Origin of the sequence: Microbacterium sp. A8/3-1 (assembly GCF_040267695.1) — a bacterium.
In the GTDB taxonomy this organism is placed as follows: Bacteria; Actinomycetota; Actinomycetes; order Actinomycetales; family Microbacteriaceae; genus Microbacterium; species Microbacterium luteolum.
In genome coordinates this window covers 4280768-4307173 of the sequence record NZ_CP158357.1, presented here as the reverse complement: position 1 = coordinate 4307173, position 26406 = coordinate 4280768, and the positions used below count along the sequence as shown (strand labels likewise).

At 65.2% G+C, this 26406-nt stretch carries 26 protein-coding genes and 2 pseudogenes; 21 read left to right on the top strand and 7 right to left on the bottom strand.

Features of this window, described 5'->3' with window-relative positions; genetic code table 11:
- Positions 1-258: 258 nt before the first annotated feature.
- The 18 genes and pseudogenes from ABS642_RS21160 (at position 259) to ABS642_RS21075 (ending at position 16508) form a co-directional block, all read left to right on the top strand.
- Positions 259-1344: an ImmA/IrrE family metallo-endopeptidase gene (locus ABS642_RS21160; protein WP_350351637.1), complete on the top strand. Its 1086-nt coding sequence runs from the start codon at positions 259-261 to the stop codon at positions 1342-1344.
- Positions 1341-2258: a bifunctional DNA primase/polymerase gene (locus ABS642_RS21155; RefSeq protein ID WP_350351636.1), complete on the top strand. Its 918-nt coding sequence runs from the start codon at positions 1341-1343 to the stop codon at positions 2256-2258. Before ABS642_RS21160 ends, ABS642_RS21155 begins: the two co-directional genes overlap by 4 nt.
- A 29-nt stretch (positions 2259-2287) precedes the next feature.
- On the top strand, positions 2288-2863 hold the full coding sequence (locus ABS642_RS21150) for a helix-turn-helix domain-containing protein (RefSeq protein WP_350351635.1): 576 nt from the start codon (positions 2288-2290) through the stop codon (positions 2861-2863).
- Positions 2860-3228, top strand: a complete 369-nt coding sequence (locus ABS642_RS21145) for a hypothetical protein (RefSeq protein ID WP_350351634.1) — start codon at positions 2860-2862, stop codon at positions 3226-3228. Before ABS642_RS21150 ends, ABS642_RS21145 begins: the two co-directional genes overlap by 4 nt.
- A 96-nt stretch (positions 3229-3324) precedes the next feature.
- The gene (locus ABS642_RS21140) at positions 3325-4179 is read left to right on the top strand and encodes a hypothetical protein (protein ID WP_350351633.1); all 855 of its coding nucleotides are present in this window, start codon (positions 3325-3327) and stop codon (positions 4177-4179) included.
- On the top strand, positions 4176-5183 hold the full coding sequence (locus ABS642_RS21135) for a ParB N-terminal domain-containing protein (RefSeq protein ID WP_350351632.1): 1008 nt from the start codon (positions 4176-4178) through the stop codon (positions 5181-5183). The genes ABS642_RS21140 and ABS642_RS21135 overlap by 4 nt, the downstream gene beginning before the upstream one ends.
- 93 nt (positions 5184-5276) lie before the next feature.
- On the top strand, positions 5277-5897 hold the full coding sequence (locus ABS642_RS21130) for a hypothetical protein (RefSeq protein ID WP_350351631.1): 621 nt from the start codon (positions 5277-5279) through the stop codon (positions 5895-5897).
- Between the two features lie 12 nt (positions 5898-5909).
- Positions 5910-7061 (top strand): annotated as a pseudogene (locus ABS642_RS21125) (M23 family metallopeptidase); the annotation flags it as partial.
- 29 nt (positions 7062-7090) lie between these two features.
- Positions 7091-7357 carry a DUF6112 family protein gene (locus ABS642_RS21120; RefSeq protein ID WP_350351630.1) on the top strand — a complete coding sequence of 89 codons (267 nt, stop codon included), beginning with the start codon at positions 7091-7093 and terminating at the stop codon, positions 7355-7357.
- Positions 7358-7470: 113 nt separating this feature from the next.
- Positions 7471-7782, top strand: coding sequence for a DUF6112 family protein (locus ABS642_RS21115; protein ID WP_350351629.1), 312 nt, complete (start codon positions 7471-7473; stop codon positions 7780-7782).
- A 34-nt stretch (positions 7783-7816) separates the two neighbouring features.
- Positions 7817-9183, top strand: a pseudogene (locus ABS642_RS21110) (conjugal transfer protein TrbL).
- Positions 9184-9189: 6 nt separating this feature from the next.
- A complete protein-coding gene (locus ABS642_RS21105) occupies positions 9190-10656 on the top strand; it encodes an SCO6880 family protein (RefSeq protein WP_350351628.1) in 1467 nt (488 codons plus the stop codon).
- 130 nt (positions 10657-10786) lie between these two features.
- On the top strand, positions 10787-11560 hold the full coding sequence (locus ABS642_RS21100) for a hypothetical protein (RefSeq protein WP_350351627.1): 774 nt from the start codon (positions 10787-10789) through the stop codon (positions 11558-11560).
- Positions 11557-13041: an ATP-binding protein gene (locus tag ABS642_RS21095; RefSeq protein ID WP_350351626.1), complete on the top strand. Its 1485-nt coding sequence runs from the start codon at positions 11557-11559 to the stop codon at positions 13039-13041. The genes ABS642_RS21100 and ABS642_RS21095 overlap by 4 nt, the downstream gene beginning before the upstream one ends.
- A gap of 34 nt (positions 13042-13075) precedes the next feature.
- A complete protein-coding gene (locus tag ABS642_RS21090; protein ID WP_350351625.1) occupies positions 13076-13609 on the top strand; it encodes a hypothetical protein in 534 nt (177 codons plus the stop codon).
- Positions 13606-15465, top strand: a complete 1860-nt coding sequence (locus ABS642_RS21085) for a TraM recognition domain-containing protein (protein WP_350351624.1) — start codon at positions 13606-13608, stop codon at positions 15463-15465. Before ABS642_RS21090 ends, ABS642_RS21085 begins: the two co-directional genes overlap by 4 nt.
- 2 nt (positions 15466-15467) lie before the next feature.
- Positions 15468-15923 (top strand): single-stranded DNA-binding protein, encoded by a 456-nt coding sequence (locus tag ABS642_RS21080; RefSeq protein ID WP_350351623.1) that lies wholly within the window; start codon positions 15468-15470, stop codon positions 15921-15923.
- Between the two features lie 57 nt (positions 15924-15980).
- Entirely contained in the window at positions 15981-16508 is a 528-nt protein-coding gene (locus tag ABS642_RS21075) for a hypothetical protein (RefSeq protein ID WP_350353477.1), read from the top strand.
- 14 nt (positions 16509-16522) lie between these two features.
- Here the strand turns inward: ABS642_RS21075 and ABS642_RS21070 are convergent, their stop codons facing one another.
- Positions 16523-16879, bottom strand: a complete 357-nt coding sequence (locus ABS642_RS21070; protein ID WP_350351622.1) for a sulfate permease — start codon at positions 16877-16879, stop codon at positions 16523-16525.
- A 194-nt stretch (positions 16880-17073) separates the two neighbouring features.
- On the opposite strand from ABS642_RS21070, the gene ABS642_RS21065 reads away from it, so the two are divergent.
- Positions 17074-18057 carry a DNA-processing protein DprA gene (locus tag ABS642_RS21065; RefSeq protein ID WP_350351621.1) on the top strand — a complete coding sequence of 328 codons (984 nt, stop codon included), beginning with the start codon at positions 17074-17076 and terminating at the stop codon, positions 18055-18057.
- 3 nt (positions 18058-18060) lie between these two features.
- Here the strand turns inward: ABS642_RS21065 and ABS642_RS21060 are convergent, their stop codons facing one another.
- From ABS642_RS21060 to nrdH, 6 genes are all read right to left on the bottom strand, one after another.
- Positions 18061-18267 (bottom strand): helix-turn-helix domain-containing protein, encoded by a 207-nt coding sequence (locus ABS642_RS21060; RefSeq protein ID WP_350351620.1) that lies wholly within the window; start codon positions 18265-18267, stop codon positions 18061-18063.
- 58 nt (positions 18268-18325) lie between these two features.
- A complete protein-coding gene (locus ABS642_RS21055; RefSeq protein WP_350351619.1) occupies positions 18326-19597 on the bottom strand; it encodes a tyrosine-type recombinase/integrase in 1272 nt (423 codons plus the stop codon).
- 363 nt (positions 19598-19960) lie between these two features.
- The gene (gene nrdF, locus ABS642_RS21050; RefSeq protein WP_282216490.1) at positions 19961-20938 is read right to left on the bottom strand and encodes a class 1b ribonucleoside-diphosphate reductase subunit beta; all 978 of its coding nucleotides are present in this window, start codon (positions 20936-20938) and stop codon (positions 19961-19963) included.
- A gap of 44 nt (positions 20939-20982) precedes the next feature.
- Positions 20983-23118, bottom strand: coding sequence for a class 1b ribonucleoside-diphosphate reductase subunit alpha (nrdE, locus tag ABS642_RS21045; protein WP_350353476.1), 2136 nt, complete (start codon positions 23116-23118; stop codon positions 20983-20985).
- Between the two features lie 5 nt (positions 23119-23123).
- The gene (gene nrdI, locus ABS642_RS21040; protein WP_282216489.1) at positions 23124-23588 is read right to left on the bottom strand and encodes a class Ib ribonucleoside-diphosphate reductase assembly flavoprotein NrdI; all 465 of its coding nucleotides are present in this window, start codon (positions 23586-23588) and stop codon (positions 23124-23126) included.
- Positions 23589-23638: 50 nt separating this feature from the next.
- A complete protein-coding gene (gene nrdH, locus ABS642_RS21035) occupies positions 23639-23872 on the bottom strand; it encodes a glutaredoxin-like protein NrdH (protein ID WP_046012882.1) in 234 nt (77 codons plus the stop codon).
- A gap of 391 nt (positions 23873-24263) precedes the next feature.
- Between nrdH and ABS642_RS21030 the strand changes: the two genes are divergently transcribed.
- Complete coding sequence (locus ABS642_RS21030) at positions 24264-25472, top strand: MFS transporter (RefSeq protein ID WP_282216488.1); 1209 nt, start codon at positions 24264-24266, stop codon at positions 25470-25472.
- Positions 25469-26383, top strand: a complete 915-nt coding sequence (locus tag ABS642_RS21025; RefSeq protein ID WP_350351618.1) for a sugar kinase — start codon at positions 25469-25471, stop codon at positions 26381-26383. Before ABS642_RS21030 ends, ABS642_RS21025 begins: the two co-directional genes overlap by 4 nt.
- The last annotated feature ends 23 nt before the right edge of the window (positions 26384-26406 follow it).

The following is a 26406-nucleotide window of genomic DNA, read 5'->3' as shown; positions in this document are numbered from 1 at the left end:
TACAACTGAAACCCCAGACCATTTGAGCATGCTCAACACTCGTGACGTGGCGCGACTGCACTCCTGCTCGAAGGGAGGCGAACCATGCTCAGAATCACGACGATGACGATTGTATGCTCTGCCATGCTCACGCGAGATGAGCATGCGCGAGCCGGGCGGTCGCACGCCTCATTGTTCTCTCGCGGACGCCCGCGCCCACCTCTCTGGTGTGTCGCCGCGCGTCTCCCGGTCGTGGCGTCCCGGAAAGGAGGCCATCCGATGGTCGCTACCGAAGATCGCCGCGCAGGGCGCGAAGCCAAGCTTGACGAGGTCCATGAGAAGCTGGCGGATGCCGTCGATCGGCTTGTGTCTGGGGACGATTGGGCGAAAGCGCTCACCTTCGCGGCCCGTTTCCGCAGCCGCTCCTTCAACAACACCTTGCTGATCCGGATACAGCATTCCATGGCTTACGAGGCCGGGCTCGTATCGGAGCCGATGCCGTCATACGTCGCCGGGTACAAGCAGTGGCAGCAACTGGGCCACCAGGTGGAGAAGGGCCAGCCCGGCTATCAGATCCTCGCCCCGGTCACGGGGCGTTTCGCGTCACCCGATCCATCTGATCCGGCATCGTGGCGACGACTCAATCGCTTCGAGAAACCGCGTCCCGGTGAGATTATGCGCTCGAAGATGATCGGCGTTCGCCCCGCGTACGTGTGGGATGCCTCCCAGACTTCCGGCGACGCGCTTCCGACCCCACCAACGCCGACTCTACTGAAAGGCGAGGCTCCGTCTGGGCTCTGGAATGGCATCGCAGGGCAGATCGAAGCGGCCGGCTTCACTGTACTCGACGTCGCACACGAGGACATGATCTACGGCGCGAACGGCGTCACCGACTACACCGAGAAGTCCGTGACCGTCCGAGAGAACATGGATCCCGCGGCCCGCGTGAAGACTCTCGCTCACGAACTCGCTCATGTGCTCATGCACGGCCCTGATCAGGATGTGGCGAGACAGCATCGTGGTATCGGCGAGGTGGAGGCCGAGTCGGTCGCGCTCATGATCGGTGCAGCCCACGGCATGGACACAAGTGGCTACACGATTCCGTACGTGTCGACCTGGGCAGCGCAGGTGGACGGGCAGGAGCCAGCCGAGATCGTCCGCGCTACGGGCGAACGGGTCCGCGCCGCTGCCATGAAAATTCTGGATCAGCTCGACACCGAGATGCTCGGCGACGGTACCCCGCCAGGATTTGAACGATCGTCGACACGGACCGGTGCGCCTATCTCGAACCGCGCGAGCCATGCAACGGTGGCCTCGACGGACGTGCAGCGTGCGGCTCTGACCGAATCGCGGACGCTGCGATGAACGCCGCCGCGTTCGCTCAGACACTCGATGGCTCGAGCCGCGGGCTCTCGACAGCTGAGAGCGCGCTCGCTTACGCGGCTCACGGCATCCCCGTGTTCCCGTGCGCTGCGCGCGGGAAGCGCCCCGCGGTGGCTGGAGGATTTCACGCCGCCAGCACGAACCCTGTGCTGGTGCGGCGATGGTGGACGGCGGTACCCAGCGCGAACATCGGCATCCCGACCGGCGCCGCATCGGGCCTCGTCGTGGTTGACGTTGATGTGCACGGCTCCGTCGATGGCTACGAGGCGTTGGATCTCGCGCGAGCCGAAGGTCTCGTGGACGGCTGGACTGCTGCGGTGAGAACCCCGTCTGACGGTTTGCATCTGTACTTTCCCGCGGCGAGCGGGTCGGAGCAGCGGTCCTGGCAGTGCGCACGAGCGGGCATCGACTTCCGCGGCGACGGCGGTTACATCATCGTTCCGCCGTCAAGTCGAGTGATCAACGGACGTCCGCGGTCGTATGAGGTCCTTCGGCTCGCCAGTAAAAGCGTGCATGAGTTCAACGCGGAGCGACTTCGCGACTTCCTCGATCCTCCCCACAGGCTGAATCAGGCCCGTAGCGGCGAGTCGGCGATCCGATCGGGCGATGTGCAGCGTCTCGCCGAGTGGGTCGCTCGGAGGCAGGAAGGCGAACGTAACCACGGGGTCTTCTGGGCCGCTTGCCGGATGGCGGAGCAGAGTGTTCCTCCGTTCGAAGCGCTCGATGTGCTGACGGCGGCCGGTGCGCAGGCCGGGCTCACTGAGCGCGAGGTGACGACGACCATCCGCTCTGCCTACCGAAGTGTCCAGGGCGCACCGGCCAGGCAGTTAGCTCCTGCGTCGTCGGCAACACCACACAGGCCATCAAGTGGCGCAGAGTCACGGGCACTGGCATGAGGAATATCGGGGGGCGACGGGTGGCCGTCATGACAGCCGTCGCGGGCACGGTATTCATCGCCGCCGGAGCGTTCTGGCTGTCATTCACCTCGCTTGCGGACCTAGCCGCGCGATCAGGAATCGGCGACGGGCAGGCGTGGGCATGGCCGCTCATCGTCGACGGGGTCATCGTCGTCTCGACTGTCGCCGTCGTCGCCCTCCCCGATGCACGAGCCGCCTGGTATCCATGGACGCTCCTCGCGGGCGCTGCGGCAGTATCCGTGACCGCGAACTCGCTTCATGCCGTCGTCGCCGCCGATTCAGACGTGCCCGGCTTCCTCGCCGCGGCCGTCGCAGCCGTGCCACCGGTGGTCTTGCTTGCGATCACTCATCTGACGGTGCTCCTGATCCGCGCGCCAGAAACCGTAGGTCCGAGCGAGTCGGTGACGTCGGTCTCGCCGCAGGAGCGCGCAACGGCATTTCGGGCGGAGGGATGGTCGAACAAGCGGATCGCCCGTGAGCTTGACGTTCACCCTTCGACGGTGGGCCGGTGGTTCGCCAGCGCACCTATTGAGCAGGAATGGATGGACGCCGCATCCGCCACATCCGAGGGGGCACCGTCATGAGCGAGATCGAGAATGAAACGCCGCGCAACGTTGATCGAGACGACGACGGCGTCGCTTCCGCCCCGAAGGCCGTCGAAACGACAAGCGTGCGCAGTCGCCGTCGGTGGGCGGTGGTGGATCCGGCGTCGCACCTCGGCCGTGGCGTCGATTGGGTGCGCCCAACGGATCTGATGGTGCGCAGCGGTTCCCGCGTGGCCGGAGCAGGAATCAGCTTCCAAGCCGAGCTTCATCGACGCACTCGCGATGCCGCGACGACCAGCATCCGCGGCATCGCAGAGCGAGCCCGACGACTCCCTCCCGCCTCCGCCTTCGGACACGGCTCCTCTCGACGCGGGACAGAGCGCGGCGCGGTCGGCGCCGCCTGAACCACACACTTGAGACAACCTGATGGGAACCTCACCGGCATCCAGGACCCCCGCTGGGAGCGGGCGCGCACCTGCATGTCAGGAGGTGTCTTCGTCATGACCCATCACAGTTTCCCGTCGCAATCGCGCGAGGACTACAGAACGAGCGAAGGGCTTCGCGCCTTGCTCAATCGCCTGCATCACGCGGGTGCTCGTGCCTGGGCGCACGACCGCGTTGCCGCTGATCTCGCCGTATTCTCGGCAGAGAAGTACGGCGCCTTGGCACGTAAGCACGGCCTCGACCCCTGGGAGGCGGCGTCGGCAGCATTCGATGTCATGCGAACCCGCTCCGCAAGGGAAGCAGACGATCCGTGGGCCGTCGTCACTCGCGGCGTTCAAATCACCTGCATCGCCGAGGAGCGCGGGCAAGGGTTGTTATGCGCAACGCACCAGGCTCGCCGCCCGCACGTCTCCGCTTTCCATGATCCCGAACGGTTCGCCGACCGTGAGACCCCGCTCGCCGACTACCATCCGGCATTCCACGTCCAAGACGACTATCCGTGTGCCCAAGACGACGCCTCCGATGCACCTGATGACGTCGACACCGCCAAACGTGCGGTCGAACTGTCGATCGTCGTGTTCACGACGTTGGGATGGCCGGAGAGTACGTCCCGTGCCGCGATCGAGTACGTCTGCGCTGCGGTCGCGCGCGCCGGATCTCGGCAGAGCGCGTGCGAACTGCTACGCCGCGACAAGCATGCCCGAGCGCTGCTCGATCTGCCTGCTGACTCCTGGGCAGCGCTGCTGCACGCATTGCTCGGGCACCCACACCCCGCATACCGATCGACCAGCACCGGGCGCGGCATCCTGCTCCGTCTGCTCGTCGGCGACACGCTTCCCGTATTGCTCGCTGACGACGACCTGGTGATGACGATCGCGATGTCCACGCCCACGCACGGGGGCAGGCGATGAGCGCTGACAACGGGCACATCGAGCTGGAACGGGCGGTCGACTCCATTCACGTTGGGCGTCGCCACCGCACGGATCTCGGCGACCTCGCTTCGCTTGCCGCATCGATCGATCGGGATGGCCTGCTGCAACCGATAACCGTCACGCCAGAAGGGATCCTCGTCTGCGGTGCACGGCGACTGGCTGCGATCAAGCAACTCGGGTGGCTGCACGTCAAAGTGTGGGTGCGTTCGGGCATCTCGGGAGACCTTGGGTACCTGCTTGCCGAGCAAGACGACAATGTGCTCCACAAGCCGCTCACTCAACTGGAGAACGCCGCTCTCTACCGAGAGATCAAGACGCTGATGGCAGAAGATGCCGCTCGCCGCCAGGAAGCGTCGCGCTTCAGCAGGGAGAACCAGCCCGGAGATGACGGTGCCGCAAATTTTGCGGCACCGTCAGAGGCTGTGGGCGACGCACGCGAGCAGGCCGCTGCGATGATCTCAGACGGCCCCTCCCACACCACGCTCGAGAAGATCAACTACCTCCAGCACCTCGTCGACGATGAGACCCAGCCCGAGTCCGTGCGCGCGGGCGTCGCAGCCGAGCTGGAGCTCCTCGGATCCGGGTCAGCCGTGCACCCGAGCTACGAGCGGGCACGCCAACTCGTCGCTGCGGCGCAACCCGGCGCGAGTGAGGAGAACCTGACGAAACTCGCCGAGGAAGCCCTGGCTCGCATCAAGGGCAGGCGCATGCGCAAGCGACGCCCGTCGCCAAGCCCCGCTGTCCGTACGGGCGGCGATGACCCGTGGCCCGTGCGCGCGTTCGTCGTGACGTGGACGGAGCTCGACGGCTGGTGGCGGCACTTCACCGTCGACGACCTGGCTCATCAGCTCAGCGACGCCGAGGTCGACCTTTTCCTCCACGTCGTTGATGCCACGGTCGACGTCGCCGAGCATCTCCGAGCATTTCGAAACGACGCCAACTCAGACACCGAGACGACAGCGCGGAGCCTTCGCGCGGTCTGAGCAGGGGTCAGGGCTGCGCACCTGCCCGGCATGAAGCACCTGATAGCTCCCCGTTCACGCCGCATCCTGGTCGCCCTGATCGCCGTCGCGGTGATGGCCGTCCTCGTCGTCGCTGTCGGCACCTACGGACTCATCACCGGAGCAACGGAGCCGGATGATTCGCCGGATCAGACCTCGTCGAGCGCCGTGCAGACCACCGAGCAGTCTCGTCGACCTGCCACGACGGCACCGCGACTTTCGAAGATTCTGCCCACTCGAGATGCAGAGACGTTCGCAGGCAGCGTCGCGACAGCGTTGTTCATGTGGGACACCGCAATCGGTTTCGTTCCGCTCGACTACACCGACGTCATCCTCGACGTCGCCGATCCCACCGGTGCCGAGCAGCCGGGGCTCGCGGCCGACATGGCCACCTACCTGCCGACGCAGAACGCATGGGTGCAGCTGCGTCAGTACGCGACGACGCAACGTCTGGAGATCACGTCGATGTACGTGCCGGATGCCTGGTCAGAGGCACTCTCGCAGGTACGGCCCGGACAACTCCCCAAAGGCGCGACGGCGTACACGATCGAGGGCATCCGTCACCGCGCTGGCACGTGGAACGGCGATCCGATCGCTGCTCAGCAAGAGGTGGCGTTCACGGTGTTCATCGCTTGCCCGCCCGGTGACAGTTGCTACGTTCTGCGGCTGTCCGAGCTGAACAATCCGCTCCGATAGGACGGCCGACTCATGCGGAAGAAGCTCGCGATCGCACTCATCGGGCTCGTGTTCCTCGCGCCGACGCTCGGACTGGTCGCGGTCGGTCTGGTTGCCAACCCCGCCGTCATTGCGTGTCTCGCCTCGACTGGTCTCACCGTCGGCCCCATTCCGGATTCGCTTGTGGTGACGACGGCGAATGGAGAGACTTTCACACTCAATCGGCAGCAACTCACTCACGCGGCCACGATCATCTCTGTTGGGTCGCGGATCGATGGCGTCACCCGCGATGGCGTCCAGATCGCGCTCATGGCCGCGCTCACCGAATCAACGCTGCGGCAGCTCGCAAACACGAGCACCTACCCAGAGTCCGGCGACTATCCGCACGATGGAAACGGATCCGATCACGACTCGCTCGGTCTGTTCCAAATGCGCCCGCAATCCGGATGGGGATCGGTCGCCGAGTTGATGGATCCGGAGTATCAGGCTGCGGCGTTCTTCGGCGGACCGACGGGACCGAACTATCCCTCGCCGCGTGGCCTGCTCGATATCCCCGACTGGCAGAACTTGAGCAAGGGCGAAGCCGCGCAAGCGGTCGAAGTTTCCGGATTCCCCGACCGGTACAACAATTACGAGCCGGTCGCCGAAAAGATCCTCACCACTCTCACTAGGGGCACCTCGCAACTTGCCGGGAGCACTCCTGCGCCGACCGCGAGCGCTGCAGAGTCGGCCCATGTGGTGTTTCCATTGCCGGAGGGCACCTGGGTACACACAGGCAACTTCGGCCCGCGAGTCGACCCGTTTACCGGAGAGAGCGCCTTCCACTCCGGCACCGACCTCGCTGCGCCAGATGGAACGCCGATCCTCGCGGCCGCGGACGGAGTCGTCACAGTCGCCGAGTTCTCCGGCGGGTACGGCGGGCTCATCGTGATCGAGCACCGCATCGACGGCGCCACCGTCGCGACTGCTTACGCGCACATGTGGCAGAACGGCATCCACGCCATCGTCGGCGAGCAGGTCATTGCCGGTCAACACATCGGCGATGTCGGCTCCTCCGGGCGCTCGACTGGCGCCCACTTGCACTTCGAAGTCCGTCCAGGTGGCACGAACGCCGAAGCTGTCGACGCCGCAAAGTGGCTCAACGACCACGGCGCCGCAGATCTCCCAGAGCCCACCGCAGGTGCCGGGTGCTCGGCGATGGGAGGGGGTCAGTGATGAACGTATTCCCCGACTTTGGTGGTCTCGGCGGCATCGATGACCTCAACGTCGCCATCGGTGCTGCACTCACGATCATCCTGATCGTCGCCGTGCTCATGATCATCATCTCCGCGATCGCCTGGGCGATCGCTACTTCCACCGGCAACCCCGCGCTTGGGGCGAAAGCGCGCGCCGGGGTCTTCGTCGCGGTCGGTGCAGCGATACTCGCCGGCGCGGGCGTGTCCTGGGTGAACTGGCTCATCAGAGTCGGCGAACAGCTCTGACCACATCGCCCCGTGTGCGACTCGGCATGCGACTGGTGGTGAGGCGGTGCGCACCTGGCTCTCGCCCATCTTTCGCCTACCGCCCGTGGCGGTGTTCATGCCAAGGAGCCACCGTGTTCGAACTCATCGCTACCGTCGCCACCGCCCTGTCGATGGACATCGACATCACTCCCAACGACTCCGGTCTCCCCGGGATCGCGCAACTACGCATGATCGTCGGCGCGGTCATGACGGTCGGGCTCGTCCTGTCCGTGCTCGCGCTGATCGTGGCCGCGATCGTCTGGGGATTCGGGTCAAACTCGTCGAACCCGCACCTTACCTCACGAGGCAAGGCCGGCGTGCTCATCTCCTGTGGTGCTGCGGTCATCTGTGGCGCGTCCGTGACGTTGATCAACTTCTTCTGGAACGTCGGACAGCAGGTCTGAGGCCACTCGGTCGCAACCCGTTGGGAGCCCCGCGATGAGTGTCTGCGATATCCCCGTCATTTCCACCGTGTGCGATGCCGTCGGAGAAGGCGCGGCTTCGCTGGTGTCTGCCCCGTTCGATTGGCTCGCCGCCACAATGGGACAAGCCGCCGGATGGCTCATCGAAGCCATGTGGACCGTCTTCGACAGCACCACTCTCGTCGACGTCCAATCCTCCGGTTACCTCGACGTCTACAACCTGCTCTTCGGCATCAGCGTCTTCATCGTCTTGCTGTTCTTCTGCTTCCAGCTGGTCCTGGGACTCATCCGGCGCGAACCCGCTGCGCTTTCCCGCGCCGCGCTCGGAGCTGCCAAAGCAGTACTCGGTTCCTTCGTTGTCGTCACGCTCACCGCGACCGCGCTGGAGATCGTCGACCAACTTTGCGTCGGCATCGTCCACGCCGCAGGGGAAACGACCGCGACCATGGGCGACGAGATCGCGCTCCTGACCGCAGGCCTCACCACCATCAACATCGCGGCTCCCGGCGTCGGCGCGATCATCACGATCTTCCTCGCAGGACTCATGATCTGCGCGGTCGCCATCGTGTGGTTCTCACTCCTGATTCGCAAAGCCCTGCTGTTGGTGGCCATCGTGCTCGCGCCCATCGCGTTCGCGGGCGCCGCGTGGGATGTCACCCGCGGATGGCTTGGGAAGTGGACGGCGTTCGTCGTCGCGCTCATCATCTCGAAGCTCGTACTCGTCGTCGTATTCCTCATCGCGATCACGCAGATCTCGACCCCCATCGAGGCAGACCTCGCTTCCGTCACCGAGCCGATCTCAGGCATCGTTCTGCTGTTCATCGCTGCCTTCGCGCCATACATGGTCTACCGGTTCGTCTCGTTCCTTGGCTTTGACCTCTACCACGCGATGGGGAGCGAACAGGAAGCCAAGAACGCCATCAACCGGCCCGTCCCGGTGCCGTGGAAGCCGCAGGGCGATGGCGTAAAGAAGGTTCTCGACGGCGGGTCCGGCGGCGGTCCGAGCACCACTCCCCCGCGAACACTGCACCGAGCACGACGGCGTCGGCTGGCGCCACCCCCAGCGGCACTGCGGCCGGTGCGGGCGCTGGAGCCGGAGCTGGACCAGGTGCCGGAGCTGGTGCGGCTGCGGCGGCCGGGCCCGCTGCAGCTCTGGTCATTGGCGCAGAAGTCGTCAAGGGCGCTGCTACTGCTGGACCGAAGATCGGCCAGGGCATCGGTAGCACCGCCGAGACAGTTGCGGCGAGCGCGGGAGACCCGGGGACTCCGGCACCCGCAGCATCCGCGACCCCTGTGTCGCCTTCCACACCGCAGCCGTCGGCCCCGCGCGCAGATCCCGCTCCGCCCAGTCGGCCGCGACCGCAGCCTCCCGCGAAGGAATGACGAATCATGCCGAATGATCTCGACGACCGACGAGCCGGAGACCTCGTCCCGGTGAAGTTCTCTCGATTGACGCGACGGGGTGTCCTCTTGGGCCTGTCGCTTTCACAGCTGATCGCCCTCGGAATCGGCATCGGCACGCTCGTGTGGGCGTTCTACGCAGGAGGCGGCACCCTCATCGCCTTCTCCGCTCCGGTCTGGGCCGCCGCTGCCTCGGTGGCATGGATCCGTATCGCCGGGCGCGCGATCGTCGAGTGGATCCCCGTCGTCTTCTGGTGGTTGTGGAAGACCACGGGCGGGCAGCTGTTCTATCGTCGACGCGTCGTGAAGCCGCGCCCTGCCGGATCGCTCGCGCTCCCTGGCGACTTGTCGCGATTGCGTGAGTACGATGATCCCGCCACCGGTGCCGGAATGGTGCATGACCCGACCGCCGCAACGCTCACGGCGATCGTTTCGGTCTCGCATCCTGCTTTCGTGCTCCTCGACCCTGGTGAGCAGGAACGTCGAGTCAGTTCTTGGGGACGTGTGCTCGCGACCGTGTGCCGGTCCGGTCGAATCTCGATGCTCCAGGTGCTGGAGCGCACCCTGCCCGACTCCGGGACGGGCCTCGCCGAATGGTGGGCCTCGCATGGCACGGCGGATGTATCGTGGGCCTCGACCACGTATGCCGAACTGATCGAACGGGCAGGACCAGCCGGAGAACGCCACGCCACCACGCTCTCTCTTTCGCTCGACATACGCGCGGCGTCGCGGCAGATCCGCACGGCCGGTGGCGGCATCCGCGGTGCCGCTGCAGTGCTTCGCCAAGAGATGTCCACGCTGGTGGCCGCGCTGCGCTCCGCCGACCTCTCGCCGTCTTCATGGCTCTCGTGCGGAGACATCGCGGTGGTCCTGCGCTCTGCGTACGACCCTGCGGTCGCAGCGACACTCGAACGTCACGGTGAACTCGGACAGTCGCTCGCGACCGCGGGACCGGTGGCGGTGAACGAGTCGTGGTCGAGGCTTCGCACTGACTCGGCGTTCCACGCGGTGTTGTGGATCTCGGAATGGCCGCGGTCGATGGTCTACCCCGGCCTCCTCGCGCCGCTGCTGCTGTCGACGGGGATCCAACGGTCGTTTTCGCTGCTGTGCACGCCGATGCGCTCTGATCAGGCGGCACGCGACATCCGGAAGAAGAAGACCGAGTACATCTCGGACGCAGCCCAACGCCAGCGGATCGGCCAGATCGAGGATGCAACGCAGACGGCGGAGTTCCAGGACGTATTGCAACAGGAAGCCGATCTCACCGCCGGACACGGCGTGCTCCGCTACACGGGGCTCATCTCGGTCTCAGCGCGCACCGCGGACGACCTAGACGCCGCGGTTGCCGCGATCGAGCAGGCCGCGATTCAGGCTTCCTGCGAAACGCGGCTCCTCGTCGGACAGCAGGCTCAAGCCTTTACTGCCGCGGCGCTGCCGCTCTGCCGCGTTGTGTGACCTCACGCGATTGAGGGAACCAAGGCGCCCCACTCCTCAGCAAGTCGTCGGGTTGGGTATTCGCCTCGTCCGATATGGCGGGATCGCTGGCGCACCTCACCATGGAGTCGCTTACTACCCGGGAGGTCACGTGCCCACGTTCTATGACCCCGGCGCTGATGCCGGTGAAGCAGCCGAGGCGCTGCGCGGGCTCGCGCATGCGACGCGCGCGTGCGAGAACCCGAAAGAGGTCTACGGCGTACTCGGCGATGTCCTTTCCGGCGTGCGCTCACTGCGACAGATCCTCGATCAGCTCGCAGCCGCCCATTTCAACCTTCGCTCTCGCGCATTCGATGGCCGCGGCGACCACGCGGCCGGATCGAAGGACGCACTGGCCGCTGCCGATGAACTGCATCAAGCCGCGACTCTTGTCGACCAAGCCGAAGACCGACTCAACGCCGCAGTATCCGCGGCAGGTCGTATCGCCTGGCACGATGTCCCTGCGCCCGACAAGACGGCAGTGCAGCGGTGGGTCAGTGTCGTCTTCCTGCAAGGCGAAGAAGCTGACGAGGTGCTCGACATGATTGACGCCGGCGGTGCCGCCGCGGGATTGAATCATCTGAAGAGCTGGGATTTCGGCGACGAGACTACCAGCGCCGCGATGGAAAACGGTTACGTCTACGACGTGCCGCCGAGCGGTCCGCTCGAGCGCGAGGCGCGCGACGGTGACTACCACCTTGCGTACAGCCACAGCTTCGACCACGTCGCTCTTTATCGACTCCACCATGTCGAGTCGATTGACCTGCTGCCGGAAGACTCTCCCGGGCTCGACGCCCGCGCAGCCACGCCACGTCAGCAACGGTTCTCGTGGTTCGAACCTGTCAGCATCACGGCCCTCAAGCAGCAACGGGGTCTGGGACTGTGAACCGGGATGATGCCGAGCGACTCCACACCTCGGTACTGATCTCTCCGGCTTCTGAGAAACGTCGCCTGCGAAAGAAGCGTCGACAAGCCGCCGCGAAAATGCAGACTGATCAGCAGCACGCTGAACGCCAAGAAGCCCGGGAGAAGTACGTCGCCGAACTGACCGAACGGCGGGCCACCAAATATCTCCCTGCCGCCGGTGAGGCTGGTCCCGCGCAGCTCCGATCGCCGGGAAAGTTCCGCTTGCCCCGGCATCAAGACACGTCAGGGACCCTCGCCGGTGCCTATCCATTTCTTGCCGAACATGGGCTCGGACCCGACGGAGTCTTCGTCGGCCAGGATTTGTACTCCGGTGGATCCTTCGTCTACGACCCGTGGGTGCTGTACGCCCATGGCATCATTACTGCTCCGAACGTTGTGCTCGCGGGCATCGTCGGATCTGGCAAGTCCAGCCTGGCCAAAAGCCTCTACACAAGGTCACTTCCGTTCGGGCGCCGCGTCTACGTGCCGGGCGATCCGAAGGGCGAACACACGGCTGTCGCCGAGGCAGTGGGCGGAAGAGCCATCGTGCTCGGGCACGGGCTCGCCGCGCGACTCAATCCGCTCGACGAGGGATACCGGCCAGTCGGCATGAGCGACGTGAGCTGGGCGTCCACGGTTGCTTCCCGTCGCCGGGATTTGATAGGCGCGCTCGCGGAGACCGTGCTCACCCGCCCACTCACGCCGCTGGAACACACCGCGATCGATACCGCGCTGACCGAGGTCGTACGGAGCAACGACATCCCGATCCTTCCGATGGTCGTCGAACACATCCTCAGTCCGACCGCACTCGCTGACCCTGACAGACGGCTCGTCGAGGACGGGCGCCTCGTCGGTCACGCTCTCCGGCGCCTAGTGGCTGGAGACCTCGCAGGGCTGTTCGATGGCCCGTCGACCGTGGCCTTCGACCCGACCCTGCCGATGATCTCGCTCGATTTGTCGCGAGTGACGGAGAACTCGACGCTGATCTCCGTCCTCATGACCTGCTCCTCAGCGTGGATGGAGTCCGCGCTGCTCGATCCCAACGGTGGTCAGCGCTGGTGCATCTACGACGAAGCATGGCGCCTCATGTCCCACCCGGCACTACTGCGACGAATGGACGCGCACTGGCGACTTGCACGCCACTACGGGATCGCGAACATGCTGATCTTCCACAAACTGACAGACCTGGAGAGCGTCGGAGATCAAGGCTCCGCGATGCGCGCACTGGGGAATAGCTTGCTGGCCAACGCCGAGACGAGGATCATCTACCGTCAAGAATCCGACCAGCTCGGCGCCACCGCTCGAGCGCTTGGGCTCACCGGCACCGAACAGAAGCTCCTTCCGGGCCTCGGGGTCGGCCAGGGGCTGTGGCGCATAAAGAACCGATCCTTCGTGTGCCAGCACCAGCTCCATCCAGCCGAGCTTGAGCTCTTCGATACGACGGGGCGCATGACCGGCTGACCGACGCGAGGAGCCGCTCGCGCACCTGCGTGGCATGAGCAAACGCAGCGCAGGAGGATTCCCGTCCGAAGCGTTCGTCGAACTACCACTCGCCAGTATCCGCGTTGACGAGAGAGGCCTGATGCGCGTCACCCATGACGGACGTAACTTCCCGCCTCCGAACGCAGGCACCGTGTGGAGTCGGGCGCAGTTCGGTGAACTACTCGATGCGCTCTCTGACCACCGCACTCGCACGATCCGCGTCGAGGTAAGAGAGCACGACGGTTCCCTCTTCACCGACATCATCCACGCCGCAAGACGCGAGCACACAGACGTCGATTTCCCGGCGCCTGGTGTAACGCGGCGAGCGCGACATCGTCCGACCCACCAACTCTTCGAGGTCCGAGGATCCGGGTTCATCCCCGGTGAGGACATCACCGTTGCTATCTCAATCTCCGGCGCGGAAGCCTCGGCCGATGGGACCGCTCGTGCCGTCATCGATCTGAGCCAGCTGGTTGACCATCAGTCGGAGGTCCTCCTCATCGGCCGGGTCTCGGGCGTCATCATGTCGGAGTTCGTCTTGTCATGAGTACCCCGCATGCGCCAGGCGGGGGCCTCGGAGACGAACTCACCAACTCACTGATGATCGGGCTCGTCGCGTTGTTCGGCGTCGCCGCGGTCCTTCGTGGCGCGGGGTCCGTGGCTGCTGCGCTCGCTGGAATCGAGCAACCGCGAGTCGGGATCAGTGGCGGCGTCAGTGTTGTATTCGACCCTACCGATCCCGCCGCGGCGCTCGAAGCGCCGGGGCTCAATGCGGTCCACTACTGGGCCGTCGCAGCACTCATGCTCGTGCTAACCGCCGCTGCATTCGGGTCGGCCTGGGTGATGCTACGACGCCACTCGAACGACATCAACGCTGACCCGCGTCGGCTGCAGGGCACCGCCAGCGTGCACGAGGTCGCGTCCAGCGCATCCACTAAGGCACTCCTCCGCCGTGCTGGCGCGCTGCGCCCGTCCCTTGACCATCCCAGGACCGAGGATGTCGGCTATCTGCTCGGGCGAGCGCATGGTAAGCAGATCTGGGCGAGCGTTGAGGACTCTATCCTGCTGATCGGGCCACCTCGATCTGGCAAGGGTCTGCACATCGTGATCCCGGCGATCCTCGATGCGCCCGGAGCGGTCGTCACGACGTCAACCAGACCCGACAACCTCACCGTGACTCTCAAAGCGCGCCACCGGATCGGTCCTGTCGCGGTCTTCGACCCCCAGCACTTGGCCGCAGGCATCCCCGCAGGTCTGAGATGGTCACCTATCCGCGGGTGTGAGAATCCGCTCACCGCGATGATCCGTGCCACTGGCCTCGCTGCCGCCACCGAGCTCTCGTCTGGCGGCGTTGAGGGTGGAGGGTTTTGGGAGGGCAAGACCCGTATCGCGCTCCAGGCCCTCCTGCACGCCGCGGCCCTCGATCATCGAAGCCCGAGGGAGCTGTTCCGGTGGACACTCGACCCCGCCGCAGCGGCCGAAGCTGTCGCGATCCTGACCGGCTCACCGCTGGCTGCGACCGGGTGGGCCGAATCGCTGGAGGCCATGCTTGATGCCGACCCACGCACGCGTGACAGCATCTGGCAGGGTGTATCTCTCGCGCTTGCCGCACTCGCCGATCCCAGAGTGCTGGATGCCGTCAGCCCGTCCGACGACGAACGCTTCGAGCCTGAGCAGTTCATTCTCAGCCGCGGCACGCTCTACTTGCTCGCGACCGGAGCCGGCGCCGGAAACAGCGCTGCGCTCGTCGCTGCGTTCGTAGAAGACGTCGTCGAAACCGCACGTCGGATGGCTGCGCGATCACCTGGCGCACGGCTTGATCCACCGCTCTTGCTCGCACTCGACGAGATCGGGAACCTCGCTCCCCTGCCGTCACTACCCACACTCATGGCTGAAGGCGGCGGCACCGGCATCACTACGATGCCCGTGCTTCAGTCGCTCGCTCAAGCGAGAGACAAGTGGTCGGAGAACCAAGCTGCCGCGATCTGGGACGCCAGCATCTCGAAGATTATCCTCGGCGGCGCATCCAATTCACGCGACCTCCAGGACCTCTCCACCTTGATCGGCGAGCGGGACGAGTTCACCGACTCCGTGACCCTAGGCGACCACGGCTCACGCTCCAACCAGCGCTCCGTCCGCCGTGTCCCGATCCTGCCGCCGGACCGCGTCCGCACGCTACCGTTCGGCGCCGGTGTCATTTTGCTCCGATCGGCTCCACCGATCATCGCAGACCTGCGTCCATGGCCGAAGCGCGCTGACGGCGAGAAGCTCCGGCTCGATCGCACGGCCGTGGAAGCACTCATGGAGGCCCCCACGACGAATCAGACCGCTCCGGGGAGGGACGCGCACCTACCTGATGCAGTGGCCGAACAAACCCGGCCACCTGACCAGATAGGGAGTTGATCATGTCGATCCACACGCAAGAGTCCGTCTCGGGCTTCGTCGCCTCAGAGCCGCAGCTGACGAACTCCACCAGCGGGAACCCGCGCCTCTACTTCCGCTTCGGACAGGAGCACTTTCGTCGCGAAGAGGACGGTACCTTCACACAGTTGGAGACGAGCTACCACCACCTCGTCATGTTCGGACGCTCGGCCGAACGCACATCCGCAAAGTTCGCGAAGGGCGACAACTTTCTCGCCGAGGGATACCAGCGGCCTGTGAGCTACGAGCGCGAAGGCCAGACAGTCGAAAGCGAAGAGTTCGTCGCGAAACGCATTGGTCACGACACCGCACGCACCCGGTACGACGTCGACCGGTCTCCCCGAGGCGCCGACCGGAACCGCGCTGACAAGGAGCAGAGTCGTGCGTTTGACGCCCGAGCGCAGCCAACCGTGAGCAGTTCGCCGTCCCTCAGTCGCTAGTCCAACGGGAACGCAACCATGAACGACGACGACGCGCTCAACGAGGGGCCCGAGAGTATGTACGCTGAGCCGATTGGGCCCGATCTCGTTGCGGAGCCACCGCACCCAATCAACTGGAACTTGCTCACCTCGCACGATCTTGAGCAAGAACTCCTCGAACTCAACCGCTGGGTGAACTGGCTCCGGCTGGAGTACGGCATCTCGGCGGCAGTGATTCCGCCGCTTTGGCACCGCCATCCCGAGCTGGTCTGGGAGCTGTCAGCGCTGCACCTGCATTGGCTCTGCGCCTACGACGCCGAACAAGACGGATCGGCACCGCTGGGCTGGCATCGCGACTTCGCGGATGCTCGCCAGCGTTTGCGCGATTGGGCCACGGTCAGTGGCACCCGCCTCGATCGGGACCGTCCGACGCGGCAGACTGTCTGGCCGGGGGAAGACCGGACCGTCGACATCGTCGAGCATGTCATCACTGACCGAGACGCCGACTTCGTCGAGTTCGTCACCGAACAGGTCCAAGCGCGCCAGGCCGCAGAGGATGCGTTCTTCGACACCATCGACGAACGCACCGGCGAGATCCCCGACTGAGATCGGTCGGGTGTTCAGGCCGCGACAAGCTCGACAGCTGCGTTCGCCCGCTCGGACGCGCGCCTCGCGACAGCCTCGCGATGCCGAGCACGGAGCAGGAGCACCACGGCGACGGGTCCCGCCACGATGAACTTCATCGCGTTCCACAGGCACAGCAGAATGATGAGGTTCAGCCACCCTGAGGCGCCGTCGCCGACCGCTGCGGAACACAGGCTGGCCTCGATCAAGTACGGCACCGCGAGGAGCATCGCGGGTACGCCCCACTTGAGTCCGCGACGACGCCGGATGCGGCCAAGAACGATGTTCGTAGGTGCGCACCGCTGCAGGACAGCATGGATGAAGGTACTGACCGTCCAGATCGAACGAATCATGATGGGCCTCTCGTCACACGTCGTTCTCCGTCGAGGAAGCAGCGTGTGTGTCGAGTGCCCGTGGAGGGCCACCCCGAAGGGCCCGCAGAGTTGTGAACCTGCTTCGCCTTCCAGGGTACGCCTGCTCTTCAGGAACCAAAAGGGGCTGATCCTGCTCACCTTCCTATCGAGATCTCAACGCGCAGGAGGCTGTCATGCCCATGCTCTCGCACCTCGCCAAGGACGAGCGGACCGCCCGAATGGTGCTCGCGCTGATCGGCCCTCCCAACGACACCGTGACCGGAGGTCTCCTCATGAGAGTCGGTGCGGTCGAGCTGATCACCCTCCTTGAGCGTGACACGTCGATCCCGGGTCTGGATCGGGTGGAGGCCGCCGTCTGGCGAGATCGGCTGCGATCGGCGGCGCACCCGGACCACGTCGCCTCACGCGTGGTCGCAGGAGACGAATATCGGGTGTTGATTCCCGAGGACTTCGAATGGCCAACCGCTCTCAATGATCTTGGGGAGCGAACACCGTACGCGCTCTGGACGCGCGGACGTACTGAACTCCTCACGGGGTCGCTCCCCCTGCGCATTACAGTGACTGGCGCCCGGGCAGCAACCGGGTATGGCGTTCACGTCACCGACGAACTCTCCGGAGACCTCGTCGAGAGCGACAGAATCCTCGTCGCCGGTGGTGCGTACGGAATCGAGGGATCCGTACACCGCGCGGCACTCACGCACGGAGACAACACAATCGCTGTTCTCGCTTCTGGCCTCGACCGCGCATACCCCGTCGGTCACGCAGACCTGATCGAGAGCATCGCACACCGAGGGCTTGTGCTCACTGAGGCGCCACCTGCATCCGCTCCCACACGGCAGCGGTTTCGCGATCGTGCACGCATCCTCGCCGCACTGTCGGGAGCGACCATCGTCGTTGAAGCGGGATTCCGCTCGGGCACATTGCAGACGGCGAGAGAGGCTTCACTCCTCGGACGGTTCGTTGGCGCCGTTCCGGGACCGGTGACCAGCGCTGCCAGCGCCGGAACGAACCATCTCCTTCAAGACGGTCGTGCCCGCGTCGTCACCTGCGGACCCGATGTCGTGCGAATGCTTGGGGAGAACACGAGCACCCCCGAGCGAAATGTGATCCGCCAGGGGGCGCCTCATGTCGTCTTGCCGAACACTCGAGTGTTCTAGCGGTCACCCCGCCGTTGGGATCTCTACGACGAGACTCCGCCGCAGCTCGACCAAGTCGACGCGGATGAGGCGTCCGACCCGGTATCCCCGGACGGTGCCGTCGGAGATTCGACGTCGGATCGTCTTGACCGAGAGGCCCAAGCTCTCAGCCGCGATCGCCAGGGAGACCAACCCTGTGTCGTGCTCCTCGGAGCGAGTTCGAACAGTCATGGCGCTACCTTCCTGTGAGTGAACTGGTGTCACTTCACAGGTGTCCGCGGCTGTCCACCTAAGTCTCCTCATCCTCCTTTAGCGCGCGGGCGATGTTCTCGGCGACCCGGTCGCTCATTCGATTCGCCAGCTCGTGATCGCGGTCCATGGTGGCGTGCTGGTATCGGAGCACGATTCGGATATCCGCGTGCCCGCCCCGACGCATCAGCTCAGCGAGCGTCGCACCTTCCTGAGCAAAGAGCGTCAGGCCCGTGTGCCGCAGGTCGTGAAAGCGGAAGCGATGCGGCAAGCCGTCGACGCAGTCTCGCGCGTCGGCCCAGACGTAGCCCCAGCGAGTGTTCGAGAGCGGCAAACTCCCCCTGACGTTCGCCGGAACGACCGGCGCTTTGGCTTCGGCGGCGACGTTGTCATCCAGGTGTTGCTTGAGCCGAACGGTCATGAGCCTCGGGACGCTGAGCGACCGTTTGCCTGCATCGCTCTTGGTGTCGGTGTAGTCGCCGGTGTAGGCGTTCAGCTGACGACGCACGTGCAGGGTTGCGCTGCCGTCATCGTGCCACTCGATGTCGCGCCGTTGGAGTCCCAGGCACTCCCCGCGACGCAGCTGGCACCAGGCGGCGAGCAGCACCGTGATCGCCCACTGCTCGGGAACCGCCGCGTAGAGCGCCTCGACCTGCCAGGGCGTCACGACATCCTCACCTTCGTCGTGGTCAGAATCGTGACGCACCGACTCTTGACGCGGAATGGAGACGCTCGGTGCCGCAGGGATGACCCCGTCACGGGCCGCCTGGCGCAAGATCATCATGAGTACTATCAGCACCGGCCGTGTGATCCCGTTGAATTTTGACTTCGGATTCAGCGGTGCCGGGATCTTGTCGAGTCGGTCGGTCATGACGCGGATGCGATCTGCGTCGATCTCCCGCAGAGGAGTGTCACCGAACTCCGGAACCAGGTAGCCAGTGACCTTGCCCTGGTACGAGCGGACGGTGCCGATGGCCCGTTTCTTCCCGCTGCGGCTGGGCTCGGTCTTGATCAACTGCACCCACCGCTCCGAGTACTCCTCGAACCCCATCGACCGCGCTTTCTCAGCAGCGGCTTCGGCGCGATTCTGTGCCGCCACGGCCGCTGGCGGGTTCCACTGGCCGAGCGAAATCTTCGTGTGCACGGCGGCAAGCCATGTCCGCGCGTCCGTCTTCGTGAGGAACGTCAGCGCTTTGTCGCCCTCGGTCCGAGCCGTGTATGTCTCTCCGTCGGGTCCGGGATAGCGCGCTTGCCAGCGGCCAGATGGGAGCTTGCGCAGGCTACCCCAGGACTCTCGCTTCGATGCACTCATCGTGCCCTCCCGTGGACTCGAACGGACGCGCCTGGACAGTCGTGCCACTCCGTGCCACTCGATGCCCATGAGACCCAGGATCCGCATGTTTCCGGGGATCGTGAGGGATCGCGTAGGTCACCTGTGGCACGAAGTGGCACGCCCTCGGGCGCTCGGCAACCCGAAATTTCGGGTGCCGAACCCTCTCGCCTCCATGAGGCAGGTGTGCTCGTGCCACCCGCGTGCCCCACCGAACGGGTATTCCTGGTCATCTCTGTCCTCCTCTGTCGTTTCGAAGAGGGCACGAAAGAGGCCCGAACCCGCGAGATTTCGCGGATCCGGGCCTCTGACCAGCTGTTTCGCTGGGGCCTCAGAGAGTTACTCTCAGAAGTCCCAGTCGTCGTCTTCCGTAGCCTCGGCCTTGCCGATGACGTACGACGAGCCCGACCCGCTGAAGAAGTCGTGGTTCTCGTCGGCGTTGGGCGAGAGCGCCGACAGGATCGCCGGGTTCACGTTCGTGACCGAAGACGGGAACATCGCCTCGTAGCCGAGGTTCATCAGCGCCTTGTTGGCGTTGTAGTGCAGGAACTTCTTCACGTCTTCGGTGAGACCGACGCCGTCGTAGAGGTCCTGCGTGTACTGCACCTCGTTGTCGTACAGCTCGTACAGCAGCGAGAAGGTGTAGTCCTTCAGCTCGTCCTTCCGGGCCTGGTCGAGAGTCTCGAGGCCCTTCTGGAACTTGTAGCCGATGTAATACCCGTGCACAGCCTCGTCACGGATGATGAGGCGGATGAGGTCGGCGGTGTTCGTGAGCTTCGCCCGGCTCGACCAGTGCATCGGCAGGTAGAAGCCCGAGTAGAACAGGAAGCTCTCGAGCAGGGTCGAGGCGACCTTGCGCTTGAGCGGGTCGTCGCCGCGGTAGTAGTCGGTGACGATCTGCGCCTTGCGCTGAAGGTTCGGGTTCTCCACCGACCACCGGAACGCCTCGTCGATCTCCTTCGTCGACGCGAGCGTCGAGAAGATCGAGGAGTAGCTCTTGGCGTGCACCGATTCCATGAACGCGATGTTCGTGTAGACGGCCTCCTCGTGCGGGGTGATCGCATCGGGGATCAGCGAGACGGCGCCAACCGTGGCCTGCACCGTGTCGAGCAGCGTGAGCCCGGTGAAGACCCGCATCGTGAGGAGCTGCTCTTCGGAGGTCAGCGTGTTCCACGACTGGATGTCGTTCGACAGCGGGATCTTCTCGGGCAGCCAGAAGTTGTTGACGAGGCGGTTCCACACCTCGACGTCCTTATCGTCCTGGATGCGGTTCCAGTTGATCGCCTGCACGTGGTCGACCAGCTTGAGCGGTGAGGGAGTCATTTTCTTGTCGTCCTGATTCTGGGTCGCTGAGCGTGTCGAAGTGGTCAGAGCATGCAGGAGACGCACTCGGCCATGTCGGTGCCCTCGAGGGCCATCTGACGCAGACGGATGTAGTAGATCGTCTTGATGCCCTTGCGCCATGCGTAGATCTGCGCCTTGTTGATGTCGCGTGTCGTGGCGGTGTCCTTGAAGAACAGCGTCAGGGACAGGCCCTGGTCGACGTGCTGCGTCGCCGCGGCGTACGTGTCGATGACCTTCTCATAGCCGATCTCGTACGCGTCCTGGTAGTACTCCAGGTTGTCGTTCGTCATGAACGCCGCCGGGTAGTACACGCGACCGAGCTTGCCTTCCTTGCGGATCTCGATCTTCGACGCGATCGGGTGGATCGACGACGTCGAGTTGTTGATGTACGAGATCGAGCCGGTCGGCGGCACCGCCTGCAGGTTCTGGTTGTAGATGCCGTGCTCCTGGATGGAAGCCTTCAGCGCGGTCCAGTCCTCCTGCGTCGGGATGTGCTTGCCGGCGAAGAGCTCCTTGACCTTGTCGGTCTCGGGGACCCAGGCGCGGTCGATGTACTTGTCGAAGAACGCACCCGACGCGTAGGTCGAGTCCTCGAAGCCGTCGAACGTCGCCCCCCGCTCGATCGCGAGGTTGTTCGAGGCGCGCAGCGCGTGGAACAGCACCGTGTAGAAGTAGATGTTCGTGAAGTCGATGCCCTCTTCGGACCCGTAGTACACGTGCTCGCGGGCAAGGTATCCGTGCAGGTTCATCTGGCCGAGGCCGATGGCGTGCGAGCGGTCGTTGCCGTCCTCGATCGAGCGCACCGAGCCGATGTGGCTCTGGTCGCTGACCGCGGTGAGGGCGCGGATGGCCGTCTCGACCGTCTGGCCGAGGTCGTCGGCATCCATCGACAGCGCGATGTTCATCGAGCCGAGGTTGCACGAGATGTCCTTGCCGATGTTGTCGTACGACAGGTCGTCGTTGTACGTCGTCGGCGTGTTCACCTGCAGGATCTCGCTGCAGAGGTTGGACATGTTGATGCGGCCCTTGATCGGGTTCGCCTTGTTCACCGTGTCTTCGAACATGACGTACGGGTAGCCCGACTCGAACTGGATCTCTGCGACCGTCTGGAAGAACTCACGCGCGTTGATCTTCGTCTTCTTGATGCGCGGGTCGTCGACCATCTCGCGGTACTTCTCGGTGACGGAGATGTCACCGAACGGAACCCCGTAGACCTTCTCGACGTCGTACGGCGAGAACAGGTACATGTCCTCGTCGTTCTTCGCGAGCTCGAAGGTGATGTCGGGAACGACGACGCCGAGCGACAGCGTCTTGATGCGGATCTTCTCGTCGGCGTTCTCACGCTTGGTGTCGAGGAAGCGCATGATGTCGGGGTGGTGGGCGTTGAGGTACACCGCGCCCGCGCCCTGACGCGCACCCAGCTGGTTCGCGTAGCTGAAGCTGTCTTCGAGGAGCTTCATCACGGGGATGATGCCCGACGACTGGTTCTCGATCTGCTTGATCGGCGCACCCGACTCGCGGATGTTCGACAGGAGCAGGGCCACGCCGCCGCCGCGCTTCGAGAGCTGCAGCGCGGAGTTGATGCCGCGGGCGATCGACTCCATGTTGTCCTCGATGCGCAGCAGGAAGCAGCTGACGAGCTCGCCGCGCTGCGCCTTGCCGGCGTTGAGGAAGGTCGGGGTGGCCGGCTGGAACCGACCGGAGATGATCTCCTCGACGAGGTTCACCGCGAGCTTCTCATCGCCGTCGGCCAGGCCGAGGGCCGTCATCACGACGCGGTCCTCGAAGCGCTCGAGGTAGCGCTTGCCGTCGAACGTCTTCAGCGTGTAGCTCGTGTAGTACTTGAACGCGCCGAGGAACGTCTCGAAGCGGAACTTCTTCGAGTAGGCCAGGTCGTTGAGCTTCTGGATGAAGTCGAACGAGTACTTCTCGATGACCGCGCCCTCGTAGTACTCCTTCTCCACGAGGTAGTCCAGACGCTCCTTGAGCGAGTGGAAGAACACGGTGTTCTGGTTCACGTGCTGCAGGAAGTACTCCCGCGCGGCACGCTTGTCGGCGTCGAACTGGATCTTGCCGTTCGCGTCATAGAGATTCAGCATCGCGTTGAGCGCGTGATAGTCGAGCCCCTCATAGGAGGGGTTCGCCTTGAATGCCACCATCTCGGTCACTGCGTCACGCTCTGCGTGCTCTTCGACTGCAATTCCCACCGTCGTTCCAATCCGTCGCTCACGCGATCAACATCGTCTTGTGTGCCGAATATTTCGAGCCGGTACAAGTGGGGCACGTGACACTTGCGGCTGATGATGTCGCCGGCGAGACAGAAGGAATCGCCGAAGTTGGTGTTGCCTGCGGAGATGACCCCGCGGATGTGACGCCGGTTGGCCTCGTCGTTGAGGAACCGGATCACCTGCTTGGGCACGGCCCCGCGTTCGACGCCGCGCCCCTCGCCCCCGCCGTAGGTGGGGGTGACCAGCACGAACGGCTCGTCGATGACGAGGTCGCCCTCCTGCCGGTGGAGCGGGATGCGTCGAGCGGGGAGCCCGAGCTTCTCTACGAAGCGCGCGGTGTTACCCGAGACGCTGGAGAAGTAGACCAGGAGCGGCGCGGCGGTTGCGACGGCGGCGCTCATAGTTCTCTCCTTGGGTTCCTGAGCCTGTCGAAGGACTCAGGTGGTCGGGATCAGGCCAGGCGGGTCGCGAGCTCGGCGATCTTGTCGGGACGGAAGCCCGACCAGTGGTCCTCGTCGGTGACGACGACCGGCGCCTGCATGTAGCCGAGCGCCTTGACCTGCTCCAGGGCCGTCGGGTCCTCCGAGAGGTCATGGATCTCGTACTCGATGCCCTTGGCGTCCAGCGCCCGGTACGTCGCGTTGCACTGAACGCAGGAAGGCTTGGTGTAGACCGTGATCGACATCTTTTCTGACCCCTCAAATCTCTGGCCTGCTTCTCATCAGGCGACTTTTCCGGCAGACCCCCCGCCGGGAGTTCAATACTACATATGGGTGCCGACATTGAGGGCGACCACAAGGGGTAGTAGTTACATCCGTGTAGTTTTCCACCGCTCTCCACTGTTACAACACAGGTTCTCCACCGTTTCTTCCACAGGTCGACCTCCGTCGGAGAGCCCCTCGAAGCCCGAGAATCCGCGGCTGGGAGCCACCTGTGAGAGATCCATCCACAGGTGGCACGCTACGCCGGGCCTCGGACATCCGATCGCCTGTGGAATTCGCCCTTCGGCGTGTCGTCGGCGTGTCGCACCGACGACTGCTTCGACGCCGGCAGCCCATGCCCGGTACCGTTGTCTGGTGGCGGGATACCGGGATCTTCTTCGCACGCCGGGAGTGGCGCGCATGATCGCCGCACAGCTGACCGCGCGCTTCCCCAACGGCATGTCGTCGCTGGCCATCCTCCTGCACGTCGAACAGCAGACCGGCAGCTACGGCGCCGCCGGCCTCGTCCTCGCGGCGACCAGCGTGGGACAGGCCGTCGCCGGCCCCATCACGAGCCGCTGGATGGGCGTGTGGGGGATGCGACGCGTCATCACGCTGACGCTCAGCATCTGCGTCGTCGCCGTGCTCGGACTGGCGCTGCTCCCCCTGAACGTGCCCGGTTACATGGTCCTCGGCATGATCGCCGGGCTCTCGACGCCGCCGATCCAGGCCGCCGTGCGCACGATCTACCCCAAGCTCGTCAACTCGTCGCAGCTGACGCCGCTGTTCTCCCTCGACGCCTCTCTGCAGGAGATCATCTGGATCCTCGCACCGGTCGTGATCACGCTCGTCTCCACGCAGATCGGAACCGTGGAAGGGCTGCTGCTCGTCGCGATCATCCTGGTCGGCGGCGGCGCGTGGTTCATCCTCTCCCCCGAGGTCGGTCGGGTCCGGATCCCCCGCAGCCGCAACCCGCTGGGCAAGGTCGTGCTCAAGCCGCCCGTCCTGCTCGCCACCGTGATCGGCTTCCTGCTGATCGGCGCCTGCGCGGCCGTCGAGGTCGGGGTCGTCGCGACGTTCGAGCACGGCAGCCTGACGGCCGGCCTCGTCCTCGCCGTTTTCTCGGTCGGCAGCCTCGTCGGCGGCCTCGCGTTCGGACACATCCCGATCGGCCCGTGGGCCATGGCACGGAGGCTGCTGATCGTCACGGTCGGCCTCGCCCTGACGATGGTCATGCTCAACGTGTTCTGGCTCGGCGGCACCCTCGTCCTCGCCGGCATCGGCATCGCCCCGGCTCTCGCCGTCCTGTTCGCGATCACCTCGGCCAGCGTCAAGTTCTCCGAGACCGCCGAGGCCTTCGGCTGGGCCGGAACCGGCCAGCTCATCGGCGCCGCAGCGGGGTCCGCCGTCGCGGGTTTCCTCGTCGACCTCGGCGACTGGCGCGGCGCGTACTTCGCCGCGACGCTGTTCGCTGCCGTCGGCCTCATCGTCGCCGTCGTCTTCGTGCGCTCCTTCCCCGATCTGCGTCACCGCGACGCGAGTCCCCATCCTGATACCGAACCCCTGGCGGTCACCCCTTCATGAGCATCCCCCGCACCCCGTCGTCCCCCGCGCCCGAGATCGTCTGCGTGGGCGAGACCATGGCCCTGATCACGCCGGTCGGCGCCGCGCTGACCACGGCGGAGACCGCGACCATCTCACTCGCGGGAGCGGAGTCGAACGTGACGGCCGGCATCGCGTTCTCCGGCCATCGAGCGGCGTGGGCCTCCCGGCTCGGCGCCGATCCGCTCGGCGACCGGATCGCGGCAGAGCTGAGCAGACGGGGCGTCGAGCTCTGGGTGGAGCGCGACGCGGATGCACCGACCGGCGTGATGTTCAAGGACCCCGGCGCGGACGGCTCGTCCGTCTACTACTACCGTCGCGGCTCCGCGGCCGCCGCGATGGCGCCGGGATTCCTCTCGGCCGAACACCTCGCGGGCGTCCGCATCGTGCACACGACGGGGATCACCCCGGCTCTCTCCGACACGTGCCTGCGCATGGTCGACCAGCTCTTCGCCGACGCGCACACGGCGGGCGCGGCCGTGTCGTTCGACGTGAACGACCGGCGTCCCCTCTGGTCCCGCGAACACGCGTCCGCGACCCTCGCCCGTCTGGCCGACGCCGCCGACATCACTTTCGTCGGACGCGACGAGGCCGAACGAATCTGGGGCACGGTCACGCCGGACGAGATCCGCGCCTTCCTGCCGAACTGCCCGCTGCTCGTCGTGAAGGACGGGGATGTCGGAGCTACTGCCTTCGCTCACGACGCGGAGCCCGTCTTCGTGCCGGCACCGCGCGTCGATGTGGTCGAACCGGTCGGCGCGGGCGATGCCTTCGCCTCCGGGTTCCTCGCGGCGACGCTCGAGGAACGACCGATGGACGAACGTCTCGCGGCGGGGCACGCCGCGGCGGCCAGGGTCCTCGTCACGCACGCGGACATGCCTCCGATCGGCTGAGGCTTCCGCGCACGGTTCTAGGC

Coding starts and splice junctions, on each gene's coding strand:
- nrdH (WP_046012882.1), bottom strand. CDS start 23,872: ATGTCGATCACGGTCTACACCAAGCCTTCCTGCGTTCAGTGCAACGCG.
- ABS642_RS21085 (WP_350351624.1), top strand. CDS start 13,606: ATGAGTACCCCGCATGCGCCAGGCGGGGGCCTCGGAGACGAACTCACC.
- nrdE (WP_350353476.1), bottom strand. CDS start 23,118: ATGGTGGCATTCAAGGCGAACCCCTCCTATGAGGGGCTCGACTATCAC.
- nrdF (WP_282216490.1), bottom strand. CDS start 20,938: ATGACTCCCTCACCGCTCAAGCTGGTCGACCACGTGCAGGCGATCAAC.
- ABS642_RS21025 (WP_350351618.1), top strand. CDS start 25,469: ATGAGCATCCCCCGCACCCCGTCGTCCCCCGCGCCCGAGATCGTCTGC.
- ABS642_RS21105 (WP_350351628.1), top strand. CDS start 9,190: ATGCCGAATGATCTCGACGACCGACGAGCCGGAGACCTCGTCCCGGTG.
- ABS642_RS21155 (WP_350351636.1), top strand. CDS start 1,341: ATGAACGCCGCCGCGTTCGCTCAGACACTCGATGGCTCGAGCCGCGGG.
- ABS642_RS21130 (WP_350351631.1), top strand. CDS start 5,277: ATGGCCGTCCTCGTCGTCGCTGTCGGCACCTACGGACTCATCACCGGA.
- ABS642_RS21140 (WP_350351633.1), top strand. CDS start 3,325: ATGACCCATCACAGTTTCCCGTCGCAATCGCGCGAGGACTACAGAACG.
- ABS642_RS21150 (WP_350351635.1), top strand. CDS start 2,288: ATGACAGCCGTCGCGGGCACGGTATTCATCGCCGCCGGAGCGTTCTGG.
- ABS642_RS21160 (WP_350351637.1), top strand. CDS start 259: ATGGTCGCTACCGAAGATCGCCGCGCAGGGCGCGAAGCCAAGCTTGAC.
- ABS642_RS21075 (WP_350353477.1), top strand. CDS start 15,981: ATGTACGCTGAGCCGATTGGGCCCGATCTCGTTGCGGAGCCACCGCAC.
- ABS642_RS21120 (WP_350351630.1), top strand. CDS start 7,091: ATGAACGTATTCCCCGACTTTGGTGGTCTCGGCGGCATCGATGACCTC.
- nrdI (WP_282216489.1), bottom strand. CDS start 23,588: ATGAGCGCCGCCGTCGCAACCGCCGCGCCGCTCCTGGTCTACTTCTCC.
- ABS642_RS21060 (WP_350351620.1), bottom strand. CDS start 18,267: ATGACTGTTCGAACTCGCTCCGAGGAGCACGACACAGGGTTGGTCTCC.
- ABS642_RS21080 (WP_350351623.1), top strand. CDS start 15,468: ATGTCGATCCACACGCAAGAGTCCGTCTCGGGCTTCGTCGCCTCAGAG.
- ABS642_RS21065 (WP_350351621.1), top strand. CDS start 17,074: ATGCCCATGCTCTCGCACCTCGCCAAGGACGAGCGGACCGCCCGAATG.
- ABS642_RS21090 (WP_350351625.1), top strand. CDS start 13,076: ATGAGCAAACGCAGCGCAGGAGGATTCCCGTCCGAAGCGTTCGTCGAA.
- ABS642_RS21145 (WP_350351634.1), top strand. CDS start 2,860: ATGAGCGAGATCGAGAATGAAACGCCGCGCAACGTTGATCGAGACGAC.
- ABS642_RS21135 (WP_350351632.1), top strand. CDS start 4,176: ATGAGCGCTGACAACGGGCACATCGAGCTGGAACGGGCGGTCGACTCC.
- ABS642_RS21070 (WP_350351622.1), bottom strand. CDS start 16,879: ATGATTCGTTCGATCTGGACGGTCAGTACCTTCATCCATGCTGTCCTG.
- ABS642_RS21055 (WP_350351619.1), bottom strand. CDS start 19,597: ATGAGTGCATCGAAGCGAGAGTCCTGGGGTAGCCTGCGCAAGCTCCCA.